At 72.2% G+C, this 16,643-nt stretch carries 15 protein-coding genes; 6 read left to right on the top strand and 9 right to left on the bottom strand.

Annotated elements, in window-relative coordinates:
• The first annotated feature begins 182 nt into the window (after nucleotides 1–182).
• Entirely contained in the window at nucleotides 183–1,109 is a 927-nt protein-coding gene (locus ACLBYG_RS11060) for a hypothetical protein (RefSeq protein ID WP_447681485.1), read from the top strand.
• Between the two features lie 51 nt (nucleotides 1,110–1,160).
• Here ACLBYG_RS11060 and ACLBYG_RS11055 read toward each other — a convergent pair whose 3' ends face one another.
• Nucleotides 1,161–2,912 (bottom strand): DEAD/DEAH box helicase, encoded by a 1,752-nt coding sequence (locus ACLBYG_RS11055; RefSeq protein ID WP_447681484.1) that lies wholly within the window; start codon nucleotides 2,910–2,912, stop codon nucleotides 1,161–1,163.
• A gap of 303 nt (nucleotides 2,913–3,215) precedes the next feature.
• Here ACLBYG_RS11055 and ACLBYG_RS11050 point away from each other — a divergent pair, with 303 nt between their 5' ends.
• On the top strand, nucleotides 3,216–4,313 hold the full coding sequence (locus ACLBYG_RS11050; protein ID WP_447681483.1) for a calcium:proton antiporter: 1,098 nt from the start codon (nucleotides 3,216–3,218) through the stop codon (nucleotides 4,311–4,313).
• A gap of 172 nt (nucleotides 4,314–4,485) precedes the next feature.
• On the opposite strand, the gene ACLBYG_RS11045 is transcribed toward ACLBYG_RS11050, so the two are convergent.
• Complete coding sequence (locus tag ACLBYG_RS11045) at nucleotides 4,486–5,229, bottom strand: FAD-binding oxidoreductase (protein WP_447681482.1); 744 nt, start codon at nucleotides 5,227–5,229, stop codon at nucleotides 4,486–4,488.
• Nucleotides 5,230–5,269: 40 nt separating this feature from the next.
• Entirely contained in the window at nucleotides 5,270–5,875 is a 606-nt protein-coding gene (locus ACLBYG_RS11040) for a sulfite oxidase-like oxidoreductase (RefSeq protein ID WP_447681481.1), read from the bottom strand.
• 170 nt (nucleotides 5,876–6,045) lie between these two features.
• Here ACLBYG_RS11040 and ACLBYG_RS11035 point away from each other — a divergent pair, with 170 nt between their 5' ends.
• The gene (locus tag ACLBYG_RS11035; RefSeq protein WP_012320341.1) at nucleotides 6,046–6,348 is read left to right on the top strand and encodes a hypothetical protein; all 303 of its coding nucleotides are present in this window, start codon (nucleotides 6,046–6,048) and stop codon (nucleotides 6,346–6,348) included.
• Here the strand turns inward: ACLBYG_RS11035 and ACLBYG_RS11030 are convergent.
• The 3 genes from ACLBYG_RS11030 to ACLBYG_RS11020 form a co-directional block, all read right to left on the bottom strand.
• Nucleotides 6,318–7,286 (bottom strand): DMT family transporter, encoded by a 969-nt coding sequence (locus ACLBYG_RS11030; protein WP_091927178.1) that lies wholly within the window; start codon nucleotides 7,284–7,286, stop codon nucleotides 6,318–6,320. The genes ACLBYG_RS11035 and ACLBYG_RS11030 overlap by 31 nt on opposite strands.
• Nucleotides 7,283–7,558: a translation initiation factor IF-1 gene (gene infA, locus ACLBYG_RS11025; protein WP_012320343.1), complete on the bottom strand. Its 276-nt coding sequence runs from the start codon at nucleotides 7,556–7,558 to the stop codon at nucleotides 7,283–7,285. Before infA ends, ACLBYG_RS11030 begins: the two co-directional genes overlap by 4 nt.
• 211 nt (nucleotides 7,559–7,769) lie before the next feature.
• The gene (locus ACLBYG_RS11020; protein ID WP_447681480.1) at nucleotides 7,770–8,900 is read right to left on the bottom strand and encodes a branched-chain amino acid ABC transporter substrate-binding protein; all 1,131 of its coding nucleotides are present in this window, start codon (nucleotides 8,898–8,900) and stop codon (nucleotides 7,770–7,772) included.
• A gap of 238 nt (nucleotides 8,901–9,138) precedes the next feature.
• Between ACLBYG_RS11020 and ACLBYG_RS11015 the strand changes: the two genes are divergently transcribed.
• The 3 genes from ACLBYG_RS11015 (at nucleotide 9,139) to ACLBYG_RS11005 (ending at nucleotide 13,877) form a co-directional block, all read left to right on the top strand.
• Complete coding sequence (locus ACLBYG_RS11015; protein WP_447681479.1) at nucleotides 9,139–10,344, top strand: amino acid aminotransferase; 1,206 nt, start codon at nucleotides 9,139–9,141, stop codon at nucleotides 10,342–10,344.
• A gap of 5 nt (nucleotides 10,345–10,349) precedes the next feature.
• Nucleotides 10,350–11,387: a hydroxyacid dehydrogenase gene (locus ACLBYG_RS11010; RefSeq protein ID WP_447681478.1), complete on the top strand. Its 1,038-nt coding sequence runs from the start codon at nucleotides 10,350–10,352 to the stop codon at nucleotides 11,385–11,387.
• A 486-nt stretch (nucleotides 11,388–11,873) separates the two neighbouring features.
• Nucleotides 11,874–13,877, top strand: coding sequence for a TonB-dependent siderophore receptor (locus ACLBYG_RS11005; RefSeq protein WP_447681477.1), 2,004 nt, complete (start codon nucleotides 11,874–11,876; stop codon nucleotides 13,875–13,877).
• Between the two features lie 10 nt (nucleotides 13,878–13,887).
• On the opposite strand, the gene ACLBYG_RS11000 is transcribed toward ACLBYG_RS11005, so the two are convergent.
• The 3 genes from ACLBYG_RS11000 to ACLBYG_RS10990 form a co-directional block, all read right to left on the bottom strand.
• Nucleotides 13,888–14,685 (bottom strand): hydroxypyruvate isomerase family protein, encoded by a 798-nt coding sequence (locus tag ACLBYG_RS11000; RefSeq protein ID WP_427509619.1) that lies wholly within the window; start codon nucleotides 14,683–14,685, stop codon nucleotides 13,888–13,890.
• A 3-nt stretch (nucleotides 14,686–14,688) separates the two neighbouring features.
• Nucleotides 14,689–15,360 carry an aspartate/glutamate racemase family protein gene (locus ACLBYG_RS10995; RefSeq protein WP_447681476.1) on the bottom strand — a complete coding sequence of 224 codons (672 nt, stop codon included), beginning with the start codon at nucleotides 15,358–15,360 and terminating at the stop codon, nucleotides 14,689–14,691.
• 85 nt (nucleotides 15,361–15,445) lie between these two features.
• Nucleotides 15,446–16,495: a LacI family DNA-binding transcriptional regulator gene (locus ACLBYG_RS10990; RefSeq protein ID WP_020093014.1), complete on the bottom strand. Its 1,050-nt coding sequence runs from the start codon at nucleotides 16,493–16,495 to the stop codon at nucleotides 15,446–15,448.
• Nucleotides 16,496–16,643 lie beyond the last annotated feature (148 nt).

Genomic DNA, 16,643 nt, shown 5'->3' with positions numbered 1-16,643 from the left:
TAATCTTGTGGATAGCCGCGCCAGGACTGGCTGGGCAGGCAATTCGGACCGACATCATTGCGCCGTATTGCAGCTCCTCTATCGCCACCAGAGTCGAACCACCTTCGAATCCTCGGAGTGTGGCGGCCGGTGAAGGGGAGCCCGGTCGCGCGCGGCGTGTATCGTGTCAGAGACCCCGGCCTATGATCGATCTCAACCTCGACCCGTCCGAGACCCGGCCTGACCGGACGCCGTCGGCCAAGCCCGGGCCGTCGCTGAATCTCAAGGTCGCGCTGTTCAGCGTGGCCGGCGCGAGCGCGCTGGTCGGCTTCGGCGTCGCCGCCTCGACGGTGATGGCCGGCCTGGCGGCGCCGACCCCCGTGAAGATCGTCGCGTCCCGGCAGGCCGCGGACTGGCCGGAGCTGAAGGACGGGCTGCCCGCCATCAAGGGCTCCGTCCAGGCGGCGGCTGCCCCGGCGCAGCCCGCCAAGCCGGAGACACCGGCGCTCAGGATGGTGTCGCTGCCGGAGGCGTTCGCGGCGATCACGCCCGCGCCGACGCCGCCCGCGCCCGACGCCCCGCGGCCGGCGGCCCCGCAGCCCGCGAAGGTCGCCGCCGCCCCCGTCGCGCCGACGCAGCGCATCCCGGTTCCGACGCCCGTCACGCCGGTCGCGGCCGCGCGGGAAGTCGCGCCTCTGGCGCCGGTCCGCACGGCCGCGCTTCAAACACCCCGCGCCTCCGAGACGGTCCGGGCCCGCGAGCTCGTCGAGCCGGCCGTGCCGAAGCCGGTGGCGGAGAGCACGGAGCGCGCGGAGAAGGCCGAGCGTCCCGAGAAGAAGGAGCGGGCCGAGAAGACGGAGCGCTCCGTAAAATCGGAGAGGACGGAGCGCGCCGAGAAGATCGAGCGCCCCGAGAAGCCCGCGCCCAAGGCGGCGACCCGCCAAACGCCCGCGCCGACGCGGACCGCCGACAAGGCGAAGGGCGCCGCCGCGACCGTTGCCCAGGCGGAGCCCGCCGAGGCGGAGGACACCGAGGTGCTCGGCATCAAGCTCCCGTCCCTGGCGCCGGCCGGGCGGAAGCTGAAGGAGAGCGTCGACGCCCTCGGCGACGCCGTCAAGAACGTCTTCTGATCCGCCGCGCCGGCCCCGCTCACGGGGCCGGACGTCTGCCGGGGCCGGCGCTCAGGCCCGGCCCGTCTGGCGCCCGGCCTTGTCGCCCTTCGGCCCGGTGCGCTCGGCCTTGCGCTGGTGCTTGCCGGCCCGCGGGCTCGCGAATCCCTTCGGTCCGGCGGGCGGGCCCCGGCGCTCGGCCGGCGCCCCATCGCCCGCGAGCGCTTCGACCTGGATCTCCGGCGAGCCGTTGCGGGCGAAGGATTCGGCGAAGCGCGCCGCCGCGTTGCCCCGCACCTCGAACTTGGTCTCGCGGTCGAAGATCCGGATGGCGCCGATCTCCTGGCGCCCGATCCCGCCCCGACGGGTCAGCATCGGCAGCAGCCGGCGCGGGTCGGCGTTGTCGCGGCGGCCGAGGTTCAGCCGGAACCACACCGCCGGGCCCATGGCGGCGATCCGCTCCGGGTCCATCGGGTCGTAGGGCGGACGCTCGCCGCGGGGGGCGCGGCCCTCGCCCGGATCGCTGACTTCCTCGGGGGCCGGCAGGCGGGTGCGGTACACGCGGGCCAGGAGCGCGGCGAGCTCCTCCGGGCTCTTGCCGGCGAGCAGCGTCTCGGCCAGCGCCACGTCCTCCTCGGCCGGCGGCTCGGCGAAGAGCGGGTCGGAGAGCATGCGCTCGCCGTCGAGCCGGCGGATCTCGTCGGCCGAGGGCGGCCCCGACCATTCGGGGCTCACCTTGGCGATGGCGAACATCTGCTCGGCCCGGCGCCGCCGGGAATTGGGAATCAGCAGCACCGAGGTGCCCTTGCGGCCGGCACGGCCGGTGCGGCCGCTGCGGTGCTGCATGACCTCGGCGTCGTGCGGGAGATCCGCGTGGATGACCAGGCTGAGCGACGGCAGGTCGATGCCGCGGGCGGCCACGTCGGTGGCGACGCAGACGCGGGCGCGGCCGTCGCGCAGGGCCTGGAGGGCGGCGTTGCGCTCGCCCTGCCCCAGCTCGCCCGAGAGCGCCACCACCGAGAAGCCCCGCTCGGTCAGGCTGGCCTGGAGGTGCCGGACGGCGTTGCGGGTGTTGCAGAAGACGATCGCGGTCTTGGCGTCCGCCTCGCGCAGGAGGTTGAGCACCACGTGCTCGGTCTCCCGCGGCATGATCCGCACCGCCCGGTAGGCGATGTCGGCGTGGCCCTTGGTCTCGCCCTTGATCGCGAGCCGGAGGGCCCCGCGCTGGTAGCGCTCGGCCAGCGTCTCGATCGCCTTCGGCAGGGTCGCGGAGAAAAGGTAGGTGGCCCGCTCCGCGGGCGTCGCCGAGAGGATGAACTCGATGTCCTCGCGGAAGCCGAGATCGAGCATCTCGTCCGCCTCGTCGAGGACCACGGCGCGCAGCGCCGTCGGGTCGAGGTTGCGGCGCTCGAGGTGGTCGCGCAGGCGGCCCGGCGTCCCGACCACGATGTGGGTGCCGTCCGCGAGCATCCGGCTCTCCCGGCGCGGATCCATGCCGCCGACGCAGGCCGCGACACGGCCTCCGGCCGGCCCATAGAGCCAGGACAGCTCCCGCTGGACCTGCAGGGCGAGTTCCCGGGTCGGGGCGATCACGAGGGCGAGGGGCGCCGCCGGGGGCGGCAGATGCTCGGCCTCCCCGATCAGCATGCTGGCCATGGCGAGGCCGTAGGCCACGGTCTTGCCGGACCCGGTCTGGGCCGACACGAGGAGGTCGCGCGAGCCGGCGGCGGCTTCCAGCACGGCGGCCTGGACCGGCGTCGGGTCGGCGTAGCCGCGGTCGCTCAGGGCCCGCGCGAGGGGGGCGGGCAGGGTCGGGAAAGGCAAGCTTCGGGAACTCTCAACGGCCGTGCCGCGCCCGGCAGCGCGCCATCGCGCGGCGGGGGAATCAGGCGCCGGACTTTATTCGGGTGCCCGGAAGGTAACGCCAACCGGGCCGACTGACCACTCCCGTCGCAGCATGGGGCGGTTGCGCGCGCTCGATCCGGGATCCGGCCCGCCTCATCGGCGCGCGAATGGACCCGCGGCCGATCGGCCGTCGACGCCGACACTGGTCCGACGACCTGCTATGGCTCCCGTGAATCGCGCACGTCGAGGCCCGACGCGAACCGAGCGGAGTACACGTTCATCATGATGGCAGCCCTGCGGGTGGCGGTAGCCTGGGCGACGGTTCTCGCCTTCACGTGGTTCGGCAAGGACTGGCTCGGAGACCTGTCGCAGCCCCTGTTCGCGGGGGGCCTGTTCACGTGGCTGCTCGCCGTGATCGTCTGGGCCGCCTTCGGCGTGGTGCACGAGGCCGAAGAACTGGCACACCGCCTCGGCGAGCCCCTCGGGACGCTGGTCCTGACGCTGGCGATCGTCATCATCGAGGTGGCGCTGATCTCCGCCGTGATGCTGTCGGCCAAGGACGCGCCGACCCTCGGCCGCGACACGATGTTCGCGGTGCTGATGATCGTGCTGAACGGCGTGGTCGGGCTGGGTCTCCTGGTCGGCGGCCTGCGCCACCACCAGCAGCGGTACAACCTCCAGGGTGCCTCAGCCTTCATGGCGGTGATCATCCCGCTCACCACGATCGCGCTGATCATCCCGAACTTCACCAGTTCCACCAGCGACGGGACCCTGACGACGCTTCAGGCGGTCACGTTCTCAGTGTTCACCCTCGCCCTCTACGGCGTGTTCCTGCTCATCCAGACCGGGCGCCACAGCGAGTTCTTCATCGACGCGGAGATCCCCGAGGCGACGGAGCCGCCGCACGGCGCGGATCCGGTCTCGGGCGGCAGCGTCGCCAAGCATGTCGGCCTGCTGCTCGCCAACGTCCTGCCGATCGTGATCCTGGCCAAGAGCCTCGCGGTGATCCTCGACCACGGCATCGCGGCGCTCGGCGCGCCGACGGCGCTGGGCGGCGTGCTGATCGCCGCCATCGTGTTCACGCCGGAGGGGATCTCGGCGCTCAAGGCGGTGGCCCGCAACGAGCTCCAGCGGGCGATCAACCTGTGCCTGGGGGCGGCCACCTCGACGGTCGGCCTCACCGTGCCGGCGATCCTGACCATCGGGCTGCTCACCGGCCAGACCGTGGTGCTCGGCCTCAAGCCGACCGAGATGACCCTGCTGGCCGTGACGCTGATCCTCAGCGCCCAGACCTTCTCGGGCTCACGCACCACCGTGCTGGAGGGCGCGGTGCACCTCGTGCTGTTCTTCGTCTACCTCGTGCTGATCTTCAGCCCCTGATTCGGCTTCCGGCGGAACGCTTCGGCCGATGCAACCCGCTCCGTCGTCGCGAGCGCAGCGAAGCGACCCGGGGCGGCGCGAAGTTGGAGAACGTGGCGCACTCCGGATTGCGTCGCTCCGCTGGCAACGACGACAGAGCCGAGATCCTCGACCGGAAAGCGCCAGGCCTCGTTCAGGCGCCGAAGCGCTCGGTGCGGATCAGGCCCGGCGCGACGCCCTGCGCCAGGATCAGGTCCGAGGCCGCGGCCACGAACCGGTTCGAGCCGCAGAGGAACACCTTCCCGGGCGCCCCGATCCGCGCCAGCGCGTCGGCGACGAGGTGCGCGTCGATCCGCTTGCCGCCGGGCTCGCGCGTCGTGGCGAGATGCAGGGAGAAGTTGGGATCCGTCTCGGCGAGCCGCTCCAGCTCGGCGACCGCGATCGCCTCCGCGCGGGTGCGGGCCGAGTAGATCAGCGCCGCCGGGATCGCCCGCCAGTTCTGCGCCCGCCGCCGCAGCATCGCCAGGAGCGGCACCACGCCGGACCCGCCGCCGCCGAGGAGCAGGGGCCCGCCGTCGGTCCCGTCCCAGGAGAACGAGCCGCCGATTGGCCCGCGCAGCTCGACCCGGTCGCCGACCTCGGCGCACTGCGAGAACCAGCCGGACACCTCGCCGTCCGGCAGGGCCTCGATCATCAGCTCCAGGGTGTAGCTGCCGTCCTGCGCCGAGGCGACGGAGTAGCTGCGCTGCGCCTGGTAGCCGTCCTCGGCGGTGAGCCGGACATCGACGTGCTGTCCGGCCCGGTAGGACTCGGCGAGGCCGCAGCGCAGCCGGACGCTCTTCACGTGCGGCGTCACCGGCGCGATCGCGGTGATCTCCGCCTCGTGCCAGCGGAAGACGATGGGCTCGAACGCCGGGTCAGTCACTGTGTCCGTCACCGTGTCCGTCACTGCGCCAGTCACCACCTCAGGAACCGCCTCAGTCACCGATGTAGCGCTGCTCACGCCAGGGATCCCCGTACATGTGGTAGCCGCGCAGCTCCCAGAAGCCGGCCGTGTCGGTCTGGGTGAACCGGAGGCCCTTCACCCACTTGGCGCTCTTCCAGAAGTAGAGATGCGGCACGAACAGCCGCGCCGGGCCGCCGTGATCCGGATGGATCGGATGGCCCTCGTAGCGCGTCGCCACCAGGGCGCGGCCGCCCACGAGGTCGGCCACCGGCACGTTCGTGGTGTAGTCGTCGTGGGATTCCGCCAGGAGGTAGCCGGTCGGCGCCGCGATCCCGGCATCGGCCAGGATGTCGTCGAAGCTGACGCCCTCCCAGGTCGTGTCGAACTTCGACCACTTGGTGACGCAGTGGATGTCGCCGCGCCAGGTCGTGCGGGGCAGAACCTCGAACTCCGCCCAGCTCCACGCCTTGATCGGCCGGGCCCCCTCGCGCAGCGTGAAGCGCCACGTGGCCATGTCGACGGTCGGGTTGGGGCCGATCTGGAGGATCGGGAAATCTGCGGTGAGATACTGACCCGGCGGCAGGCGCGCGCCGGTCTCGGGCGGCTGCCTGCGTCCGACGAAGCCCCGTGTCACCATGACGGTCGCCGCTCCTCTCGCTCGCCCTCCGGCTCGCCCCCGGGTTTGGTGCGGCGGAGCACCTCACGTCAAGCCGGCACGTGCGGCCGAACAAACGCCCCAAAGCTCGGGTGTGCTAGCAGCTCTGTGCCGATCGATCGGCACGAATCGCCTGCTTTCAGGGGGATGTCATGAAGTACCTTCTCGCGACGAGCCTTGTCGTCGGGAGCCTCGCCACGCTCGCGCCGGCCGCCCAGGCCCGCGACGGCATCGGCGCCGGCGGCGCGGCTGCCCTCGGCGTGCTCGGCGGCTTGGCCGTCGGCGGCGCCATCGCGTCGGCCAACAACGGCTACTACCCGGGCCGCCCGGTCTACCGCGCCCCGCCGCCGGTCTACGTCGAGGAGGATTACGGCCCGGTCTGCCACTTCGAGCGCCGCCGGACCTACGATGCCTACGGCGACGTCTACATCCGCCGCGTCCGCGTCTGCGAGTAGGCGGCTTCCGGAGTCGCCTCTGCGGCGGGCGCCGGTTTCAGGCGCTCGGCGCACGCAATCCCGGCCAGCACCAGGGCCAGGGCGACCCCTTCCGTCGCGCCGAACGGCTCGCCGACCAGCAGGACGGCGAGGATCGCGCCGAAGATCGGCACGAGGTTGACGAACAGGCCGGCGCGGTTCGGGCCGATGATCTCGACGCCGCGCATGAAGAAGAGCTGCGCCAGCAGCGACGGCCCGAGGCCCACGAAGGCGACCATCAGCCAGCCCTCGCGGTTGGGCCAGACGGCGTGGCCCGTCGCCCACTCGACGGCGAGCGGCGGCAGCGACGTGACGAAGGCCGCGACCGCCATCGCGGCGAAGAACACCAGGGCCGGCACCTTCGGGCGCGTCGGCAGGAAGATCGTGTAGCCCGCGTAGAGCAGGCAGGCGCCGAAGACGAGCACGTCGCCGCGGTTGAAGGCGAGGTTCGTGAGCACGGACAGGTCGCCGTGCGTGGCGGCGAGGCCGGCGCCGACCAGGGTCAGCGCCACGCCCAGGACCTGCCCCGGCGTGACCGGCACCCGGTAGGCGAGCCGGTTCAGGACGATCACCAGCACGGGGATCGCCCCCTGGAACAGGGCGAGGTTGATCGCGCCGGTATGCACACCGGCCGCGTAGAACAGGCAGTTGAAGGCCGTGTAGCCAAGGCCGCCCATCAGCAGGATGCGCAGCCAGTGCGGCCGCAGGAGCGGCCACGCGGCGGCGAGCCGGCGCGCGGCGAAGGGCATGAGCACCAGGCAGGCGACCGCCCATCGGAGCGTCGTGATGACCTGGGGCGACACGTGACCGGGCGCCCAGCGGCTGGTGACGGCGTTGCCGGCCCAGAGCAGCGCCGTGACGGTCAAGAGCAAGTAGGCGGGCGCGGCCGGGGAAGCCCGGCGCGCGCGCCCGGTCGTCAACGGCGGCGGAACTGACCGCCGCGCACCGGCGGGCGGGGTCCGGACGAGCGCTCGTCCTTGTGGCGGAACACGAGGCGTCCCTTCTCGAGGTCGTAGGGCGACATCTCGACCGTCACCCGGTCGCCCGCCAGCGTCTTGATGCGGTTCTTCTTCATCTTGCCGGCCGTGTAGGCCACGATCTCGTGGCCCTGGTCGAGCTGCACGCGGTAGCGCGCATCCGGCAGGATCTCGATCACGAGACCATCGAACTGCATCAATTCTTCTTTCGCCATGCACCTTCTCCAGTCGGACCGTCCGGCAGCAGGCGTTCCGGCAATGCGTGTTCGGCTGTCATCGAGCTCGGGAAACGCCGCAGGGCGCGGATCCGATCCGGGGGACCGCCCGCGCCAGCTCAGCAGCACCGCCCGCATGTAGTCCCCGCGGGAACCGGCCGCAAGTCACGGACACCGAACACGTTCCGTCATCGACACGATTTGCCGGCTCTCAGGGCTCGGCGTCGTTGCCGGCGTAGTCGAGGCGACCGTCCGGCGTCCGGCGCCAGATCCGCAGGGCGATCGGTGCTCCGGCGCGGTCGCCCCGCGGGTCGAAGGCCACCGATCCGAGCAGCGTCCGGGACGGCCCCGTCCGCACGGCCTCGGCCACCTTGTGGCCGTCCGCGATGCGGCCGGTCCTCGGGTCGGCGGCGCGGGCGCGCTCGGTCGCCTGCGCCAGGAGCTCCACGGCCGCGTAGGCGTTGGCCGCGACGCTCTCCGCCTCGGGGGAGCGCGGCGCCGGGCGGGCGCCGCGGATCTCGGGCAGGCGCGGCGGATCGGGAACCAGGGTCATGACCGTCCCCTCCCCGTCGGCCGCGGCGGCGAAGGCGGGGTCGAGGATGCCGTCACTCGCCACCAGGGTCGCGCCGAGGTCGGCCTCGCGCATGGCGCGGAGCAGGGTCGCGGCCTCGGGCGCGAGGCCGCCGAAATACACCGCGTCGAGGCGTGCCGCCTTCAGCCGCGCGACGAGGTCCGCGAGGTCGCGGCTGCCCCGGGGGAAGCCGTCGAACAGCACCTCCGGCGTGCCGGCCTCCTTCAGCCGCGCCGCCACCGCGTCGGCGAGGCCGCGGCCGAAGGTCGAGCGGTCGCTGAGGATCCCGACCCGGCGTCCCGCGAAGGCCTTCGCCAGGTAGGCCCCGGCCGCCCGGCCCTGCTGCGCGTCGCTCGGCCCGAGGCGGAACAGGTTCCACAGGCCCCGCCCGGTCAGCGGCCCGTAGGCCGCCGCGGGCGCGACCATGACCGCGCCCGCCTCCTCGTAGACGGGCGCCGCGGCCGCGACCGCCCCGGATTCGAGCGGCCCGACGACGAGGCGCACGCCGTCGGCGGCGAACTTCTTCGCGACGGTGACGGCCTGCCGCGCGTCGCCGCCGTCGTCGGCCGGGACGAGGACCCAGCGCGGGCGGCCGCCCGCGACGCGGTTGAGATCGGCCACCGCCTGCTCGGCGCCCTGCCGGAGCCCCTGGCCGAAGGCGGAATCCGGACCGGTCAGCGGCGCCGACAGGCCGATCCGCACCGGTGCCTGCGCGACGGCCGGGGCGGCCGCGAGGAGAAGGGCGAGGAACGGGAGGAGGCGACGGATCATGGTGGCACTCTAGGACCGTCGGCGCCCCGACCGGAAGGGCACCGGACCGGGATCGTACGGCCTATCGTCGGGCGCAGCGTCGCGCAGATCGTTGAGCAGATCGGGACGCTGATGCGCGCGGAAGCGCTGGCGGGCGGGCGCGATGTGCGGAATAAGGGCGTCGGCCCGGCCCGTCGCCGGGCGTGCCGGCGCCCTTCCACGCGTCGCCGGCCGAGACCCTCTGGGACGATTGACGATCATGACCTCGCTGTTCGCCGGCATCCAGGACGCGCCGCTCGACCCGATCATGCGCCTGTTCGAGGCCTTCAACGCCGACCCGAGCCCCAAGAAGCTCAACCTCGTGGTCGGCGTGTACACGGACGCGGACGGCAAGGTGCCGCGCCTGCGCGCCGTGCAGACCGCCGAGAAGCGCTGGATCGAGAAGGGCCTGCCGAAGACCTACCGGCCGATCGAGGGCACCAAGCCGTTCCGCGACGCGGTCCAGGAACTCCTGTTCGGCAAGGGCGCGCCGATCCTGTCCCAGAACAGGGCCGCGACGCTCCAGAGCATCGGCGGCACCGGCGCGCTGAAGACCGGCGCCGACCTGCTGGCCAAGCTCTACCCGAACGCCACCGTGGCGGTGAGCAACCCGAGCTGGGAGAATCACAAGGCGCTGTTCGGCCAGGCCGGCTTCACCGTGGTCGACTATCCCTACTTCTCGGCCGAGACCGGCGGCGCCGACTACCCGGCCATGAAGGCCTATCTCCAGGATCTGCCGAAGGGCTCGATCGTGGTGCTGCACGCCTGCTGCCACAACCCGACCGGCGCCGATCTCGGCCTCGACGAGTGGCGGGACCTCGTGCCCCTCATGGCCGAGCGCGGCCTGATCCCGTTCCTCGACATCGCCTACCAGGGCTTCGGCAACGGCCTCGACGCCGATGCCGAGCCGGTGCGCCTGTTCGCCGAGTCCGGCCAGGAATTCCTGGTCGCGTCCTCGTTCTCGAAGTCGTTCTCGCTCTACGGCGAGCGCGTCGGCGCGCTCACCATCGTGGCCGAGAACCCGGCCGCGAAGGCCAAGGTCGAGGCTTTCGCCAAGCGGCTGGTGCGGGCGAGCTACTCGAACCCGCACACCCACGGCGCGGCGATCGTCGAGATCGTGCTCACCGACCCGGAGTTGCGCGCCGACTGGGAGCGGGAACTCGGCGAGATGCGCGACCGGATCCGCGCCATGCGCGAGCGGATGGCCGACAGCCTGCAGCAGCGCCACCCGGAGCGCGGCTTCGACGCCATCAAGGCGCAGAAGGGCATGTTCTCCTACACGGGCCTGAGCCCCGCCGAGGCCACCCGCCTGCGCGAGGACCACGAGGTCTACGCCCTGGAGACGGGCCGGATCTGCGTCGCCGCCGTCAACACCCACAACATCGACCACGTCATCGACGCGATCGACGCGGTGGTGAAGGGCTGAACCGGGTGTCGGCCCCCAAGCGCGTCTGCCGATTCAACGTCTGGATCAATCCGGTCTTCGACGCGCGCCTGGGGGCCGAGCCCGACATCGACCTGCAGGTCGGCGACCTGCAGGGACCGGAGGACGCGCTCGCGGCGCTGCTGGCGCGGGCCCACGTCCTCCACGTCTCGCCGGCGCGGGACGAGCTGCCGCGCCGCTGGCACGTGACCGACGCGCTGCTGGCCGAATGCCCGAACCTGCTCGCGGTCTCGTCGGCCGGCGCGGGCTTCGACACGGTGGACGCCGCCGCCTGCACCCGGGCCGGCGTCGCGGTGGTGAACCAAGTGGGCGGCAATGCCCGCTCGGTGGCGGAACTGGCGATCGGCCTGATGCTCGCCGTCTCGCGCAAGATCTGCGTCTCCGACCGCCTGCTCCGGACCGCGCGCGGCTTCACCCGCGAATCGCTGATGGGCCACGAGATCGGCGGCGCGACCCTGGGCCTGATCGGGATCGGTCATACCGGCCGGGAGGTCGCCAAACTGGCCCGCGGCTTCGACATGCGGGTTCTCGCCCACGATCCCCTGCTCCCGGACGCGGAGATCCGGGCCCGCGGCGCGGAGCCGGTGGACAGGGCGCGGCTGCTCGCCGAGTCCGACATCGTGTCCCTGCACTGCCCCCTCGACGACACCACCCGGGGCAGCTTCGACGCCGCGTCCTTCGCGGCGATGAAGCCGGGGGCGCTGTTCATCACCACCGCCCGGGGCGGGGTCCACGACGAGGCGGCGCTCGCCGCCGCGCTCACCGCCGGCCATCTCGCCGGGGCTGGCCTCGATGTCTGGTCGCCGGAACCGCCGTCCCTCGACGCGGCCCTGCTGCAGCTCGACACCGTGGTGGCGACCTACCACACCGCCGGCGTCACCCACGAGGCGCGGCGCAACGTGGCCGCCTGGGGGGCCGAGCAGATCGTCGGCCTGCTCCGGGGCGAGACGCCGCCGCGGCTCGTCAATCCCGAGGTCTGGCCCACGGTCCTCGACCGCCGGGCGCGGCTGCTCGGCGGCGCCTGACCGGGAACAGGTCCCGCTTCGCCCTGTCTGGGCGGCGCGCGAACCGGTCACGATCGCTCGGACGGTGCGAGAGGCGTCGTCTGTGCAGATGCCCCGCGACCCGGCGTGTTGAGAGCCCGTGCGCCGGAGCGACCCTCCCCTTCCCTCAGCGGTCGAACGGGCAACGACGGGGTCTTCGCGCGCTTCGTGCGGGCGCACCGTCGATCCCGCCCAGATTATAGTTATTCAAAATCTAGCCTGGATGTTCCGCCGACGATCAAGCTTGACCGTGAATGTTTCCGCACCGTATCTGGCGCCACTCGAAACAGAATGGTCGACATCGTGGTACGGCGTAACTGTGCAAGGTCTTGCACGCGGGCTTCGCGCGGTGTTTCCGGACGCGCAGCCAGAATCTCCCTCTTCCTCGCTCAGGTATTGCTCCCGTCTCCTGGCTGGGCTCAACTTGCCGTTGACAGTTCCCAGGAAGTCCAGCTGGAGGAGCTGTCGGTGGCGGGGACCGGCGACGGGACGTCCCGCGTCGACGGTTACCGGGCCACGCGGGCGGTGAGCGCCACGCGGACCGACACGCCCGTCCGCGAGGTGCCGCAGACCATCGTGGCGGTGCCGCAGGAGGTGCTGGAGGACGCGGCGGCGACGCGGATCGACAGCGCCCTCGACCTCGCGGGCGTCGGCCGCGGCAACAATTTCGGCGGTCTCGGCCTGACCGAGTTCACGATCCGCGGCGTGGCGACCGGCGAGTATTACCGCAACGGGTTCCCGATCAACCGCGGCTACCCCAACAGCCCCGACATCGTCTCCATCGAGCGCATCGAGGTCCTGAAGGGCCCCTCGGCCTTCCTGTACGGCCGCGGCGATCCCGGCGGCACCTTCAACATCGTGACCAAGCAGCCGCTGGCGGCGCGCTCCCTCACGGTCGGCACGCAGTACGGCAGCTTCGGCGCCAAGCGGAGCACCTTCGACGCCACGGGCGCCCTCGACGAGAGCGGCCAGGTGCTGGCCCGCGTCACCGGCGCCGTCGAGGACAACGGCAGCTTCCGGGACTTCGTTACCAGCGACCGCTACGCCCTCGCCCCGGTCATCGCCTGGAAGCCGACGACGGACACGACCGTCACCCTGGAGGGCGACTTCGTCAGCACGGCGCAGACCTTCGACCGCGGCATCGTCCCGCTGGGGGGCAACGTGCGCGCCCTGCCGCGCAGCCGCTTCATCGGCGAGCCGGGCCTGCCGCCGGCCCATGTCGACAACGCCCTCGGCCAGCTGCGCGTCGAGCACCGGTTCGACCAGGACTGGGTGCTGAACGTCGGTGCCCAGGTTCTCGGCGGGAACCTGTCGGGCTACGGGGTCGGCGCCATCGGCCTGCTGCCGGATGGCCGGACCCAGCGGCGGACCCTGGAATGGCGGGACCTGACGTGGTCCGACCTCGACCTGCAGGCGAATCTCGCGGGCAAGTTCGAGACCGGCCCGTTCCGCCACACGCTCCTGCTCGGGCTGGAATACGACAGCTACCGCTACCGGGAGGTGTTCAACCGCTCGAACGTGGCGACGAACCCGTTCCTCCTCGACCTGCTGGCGCCGCGCTACGGCCAGCCACTGCCGCCGATCACCGCGCGGGTCACGAACTTCCTGCAGAAGACCGAGAGCTACGCCGGCTACGTGCAGGACCAGATCGACCTCACGCCCCGCCTCCACGCCCTCCTGGGCGTCCGGGTCGAGGACCTCGGGCTGGTCTCGACGAACAACCTCACGAAGAGCACCACCAGCCTCCAGGGTCTGGTAGCGACGCCGCGCTTCGGCCTGCTCTACGACCTGACCGACACGGTCGCGCTCTACGGCAACTACGCGCGCTCGTTCCGGCCCAATATCGGCACGGATCGCAGCGGCCGGCCCTTCGCGTTCGAGGAGGGCGAGGGCTACGAGGCCGGCGCGAAGGTCAGCCTCCTCGACGGGCGCCTCGACGCCACCGCCGCCCTGTTCGAGATCCGGCGCTCCAACGTCCTGAGCACCGATCCGGTCGACCCGAACTTCAGCGTGGCCACCGGCACCGTCCGCAGCCGCGGCTTCGACCTGACCGCCGCCGGCTACCTGGCCCCGGGCTGGCGCGTGATCGGGACCTACACGCGCGTCGACGCGGCCGTCGCCCGCGACAACACCCTGCCGGTCGGCACGCGCATCGCCAACGTGCCCGCCAACAGCCTCGCGTTCCAGACCGTCTACGAGTTTCAGAGCGGCGACCTGAAGGGGCTCGGCCTGGGCGGCGGCCTCGACTTCGTCGGCCGGCGCGCCGCCGGGACGGCGCTCGCGACCTTCAACCTGCCGCAATACACGCTGGTCAACCTGATCTCGTACTACCAGATCGCGCCGGGCGTGCGGATCTACCTCAACGTCGACAACGTGTTCGACGCGACGTTCTACGACCGCGCGTTCCAGAACCGCTACGCGACGCCGGGGCAGCCCCGCACGATCATCGGCGGCGTCGCCGCCCGGTTCTGAGGCCCCAGCGCTACGCCGCTGCCGCCCGCATCCAGCCGAGCCCCGCCTCGGTACCGGCCGCGGGATGGTACTCGCAGCCGACGAAACCGGAATAGCCGACCTCCTCCAGGGCGGCGAAGATCGGGTCGAAGGCGATCGTGCCGGTCCCCGGCTCGTGCCGCCCGGGATCGTCGGCGATCTGGACATGGGCGATGAGCGGCGCGTGCGCGCGGATCAGCGCCGCCGGGTCATGGCCGAGACACACGCAGTGATAGGCGTCGAACAGCAGCTTGACGTTGTCGCGGCCGATCGTCCGGATCGCCTCGACCGCCAGCAGCGGATCGTCGATCGCGTAGTCGGCGATCGAGCCGGGACCGATCGGCTCGACGATCACCGTCATGCCGCGCGCGCCGGCGGCGTCGGCCGCGAAGGCGAGGTTGTCGAGATAGGTGTCCCAGAGCCGCGCCCGCTCGACTCCCGCGGGCCGGACGCCCGCCATCGGGTGGACCATCCGGCAGCCGAGCTGCGCGACGTAGTCCAGGGTCGGCTCGATCGTGGAGCGGAAGTAATCGATCCGGTCGGGCAGCGCCGCGAAGCCTTTCTCGCCCTTGGCGGCGTCCCCCGCCGGGAAGCCGGTCTGGACCAGCGGTACGCCCGCCCGCTCCAGCCAGCCCGCGACCTCCCGGGCCGGCGTCGCGAACAGGTTGGGATGCTCGACCGCGCGGAACCCGGCACGGGCCGCGGCCGCGAAGCGCTCGGCCAGCGGCAGCTCCGTGAACAGGAAGCCGCAATGGCCGCTGAGACGATCCTTGTAGGCACCGAGCTTCATGGGTCAGGCGCTCCCGCCGGTCTCGATCATCGCCCGCATCCGATCCACCGCCGCGTGGGGCGCGGTCAGAACCGGGACGTCGACGGCCTTCCGCACGGCCTCGGCCGCGCGCGAGGTGGAGAAATGCGCGAGCATGATCGCGTCGCAGTCGCGCAGGTCCGGCGCCCGCTCGGCGATCAGCCGGTTGTGGGTCTCGGCATCGCCGGCGCGCAGCCGCGCCATCGCGTCGTCCACCAGGACCGTCCGGAGGTTCGCCGGGCGCCCGGACTCGGCGACGAACTCCTCGAATTCGTCCGTCATCGTGCCGACCGAGGGCCCGAAGGTCGCCAGCATGCCGATGCGCGCGCCCTGCGCGATCGCCGCGCGGAACATCGCCTCGTTGGGCTTGAGCACCGGCACCGGCACGGTCTCGACCAGCCGGTCGATGGCCGGACCGAAGGCCGAGCAGGTGATCAGGATGCCGTCGGCGCCCATGTCGTGGCCGTAGCGGCCGAACCGCACGAAGCGCTCGATCATCGCCTCCGAGATCGCGCCCGGCTCCTTCGCCCGATCGAGGGACAGGCCGTCGTCGAGCAGGTTGACGGTCTCCGCCTCCGGCCAGCGCTCGGCGAAGGCGGTCTGGATCGGCGCCATGGCGACCGGCGTCGCGTGCAGGAGGACGATGCGGGGAGCCATGCTGTGTTCCGGAGAGTCTACGGAGCCGGACGGGGCCGGTCCGCATGTTGTAAGCGATTTCAACTGGGTGGCAAGATAGCGCAGGTCAGGCGTCGGCACGCCGCGGCGGGGCCGTGCTGGCGCGCAGGATCAGCTCGGCGTCGATCTCGGTGAGGCGGACCATCGGCCGCCCCTGGATCCGGGCGATCAGGTGGTCGCCGGCGGCGTGGCCGATCTCGGCGGAGTGGATGCGGATCGTCGTCAGCGCCGGGTCGAGGAAGGGCGCGAAGTCGGAATCGTTGTGGCCGATCACCGACAGGTCGCCGGGAATGGAGAGCCCCCTTGCCCGCGCCTCGATCATCGCCCCGAAGGCGATCTGGTCGGTGCCGCAGATGATCGCGGTCGGGGGCGGGCCGCCGGCCAGCATCTGGCGGAACCCGTCGCGGCCGCCGCCGATCCCGTAGGAGATCTCGATGTCGTGCTCCGGAGCGAGCCGCAGGCCGCGGGCCGCGAGCGCCGCCGCGATGCCCGTCACCCGAGCGCCGCCGCGGTCGTTGTCCTTGCGCAGGCCCGAGATCACCCCGATCCGGCGATGGCCGAGATCCATCAGGTAGTTGGCCGCCCGGGCCGCCGAGGCAGCGTTGTCGAAGCCCACGCAGGGGCGCTCGCGGGACAGGCTGAAGGTCTGCACCATCGGGATGCCGGCGCGGGCGATCCGGGCGTGGAGGTCCGGGTGGTGGATGTCGCCGACCAGCATCAGCCCGTCGACGCCGCGCTCCAGCAGGAAGGTCGCCTCGCGGAGCTCGTCCTCGAGGTCGTAGCCGGCATTGGCCGCCACCAGGGTGTAGCCCGCCTGCCGCAGCCGGTCCTGGAAGCTCGACAGGACGCGCACGAAGGCCTCGTTCTCGATGTTCGGCACGACGGCGCCGACGGCCATGAAGCGGCGCGTCGAGAGCGCCCGGGCCGCCCCGTTGGCGACGAACCCGAGATCCTGCGCGGCCCGCATCACCGCCGCGCGCTTGTCGGCCCGGACGCCGGCGGAGCCGTTCAGCACCCGGGAGACCGTCGCGGTCGAGACGCCGGCGCGGCGGGCGACGTCCCGGGCCACCGGGCTGCGCGTCGGCGGCTCGAGGATCTCCTCCGGCAGGTCCAGCACTGAGATCGATCCCCCATCCCGAACGGCCCCGCGGGGCAGCGCGTCGGCCCCGGATACGCGACGCGGCGATGCCCGGCCAGCAGAAGCGGGCCGAACCGGCAGTATATTGACACCCTACCCGGCCGCTGGCTATCTGAAAGCGCTTTCA

The sequence above is a fragment of the Methylobacterium sp. D53M genome (assembly GCF_053345625.1).
The sequence above is the reverse complement of the archived record's forward strand: the minus strand, read 5'-3'. Positions and strand labels throughout refer to the sequence as shown.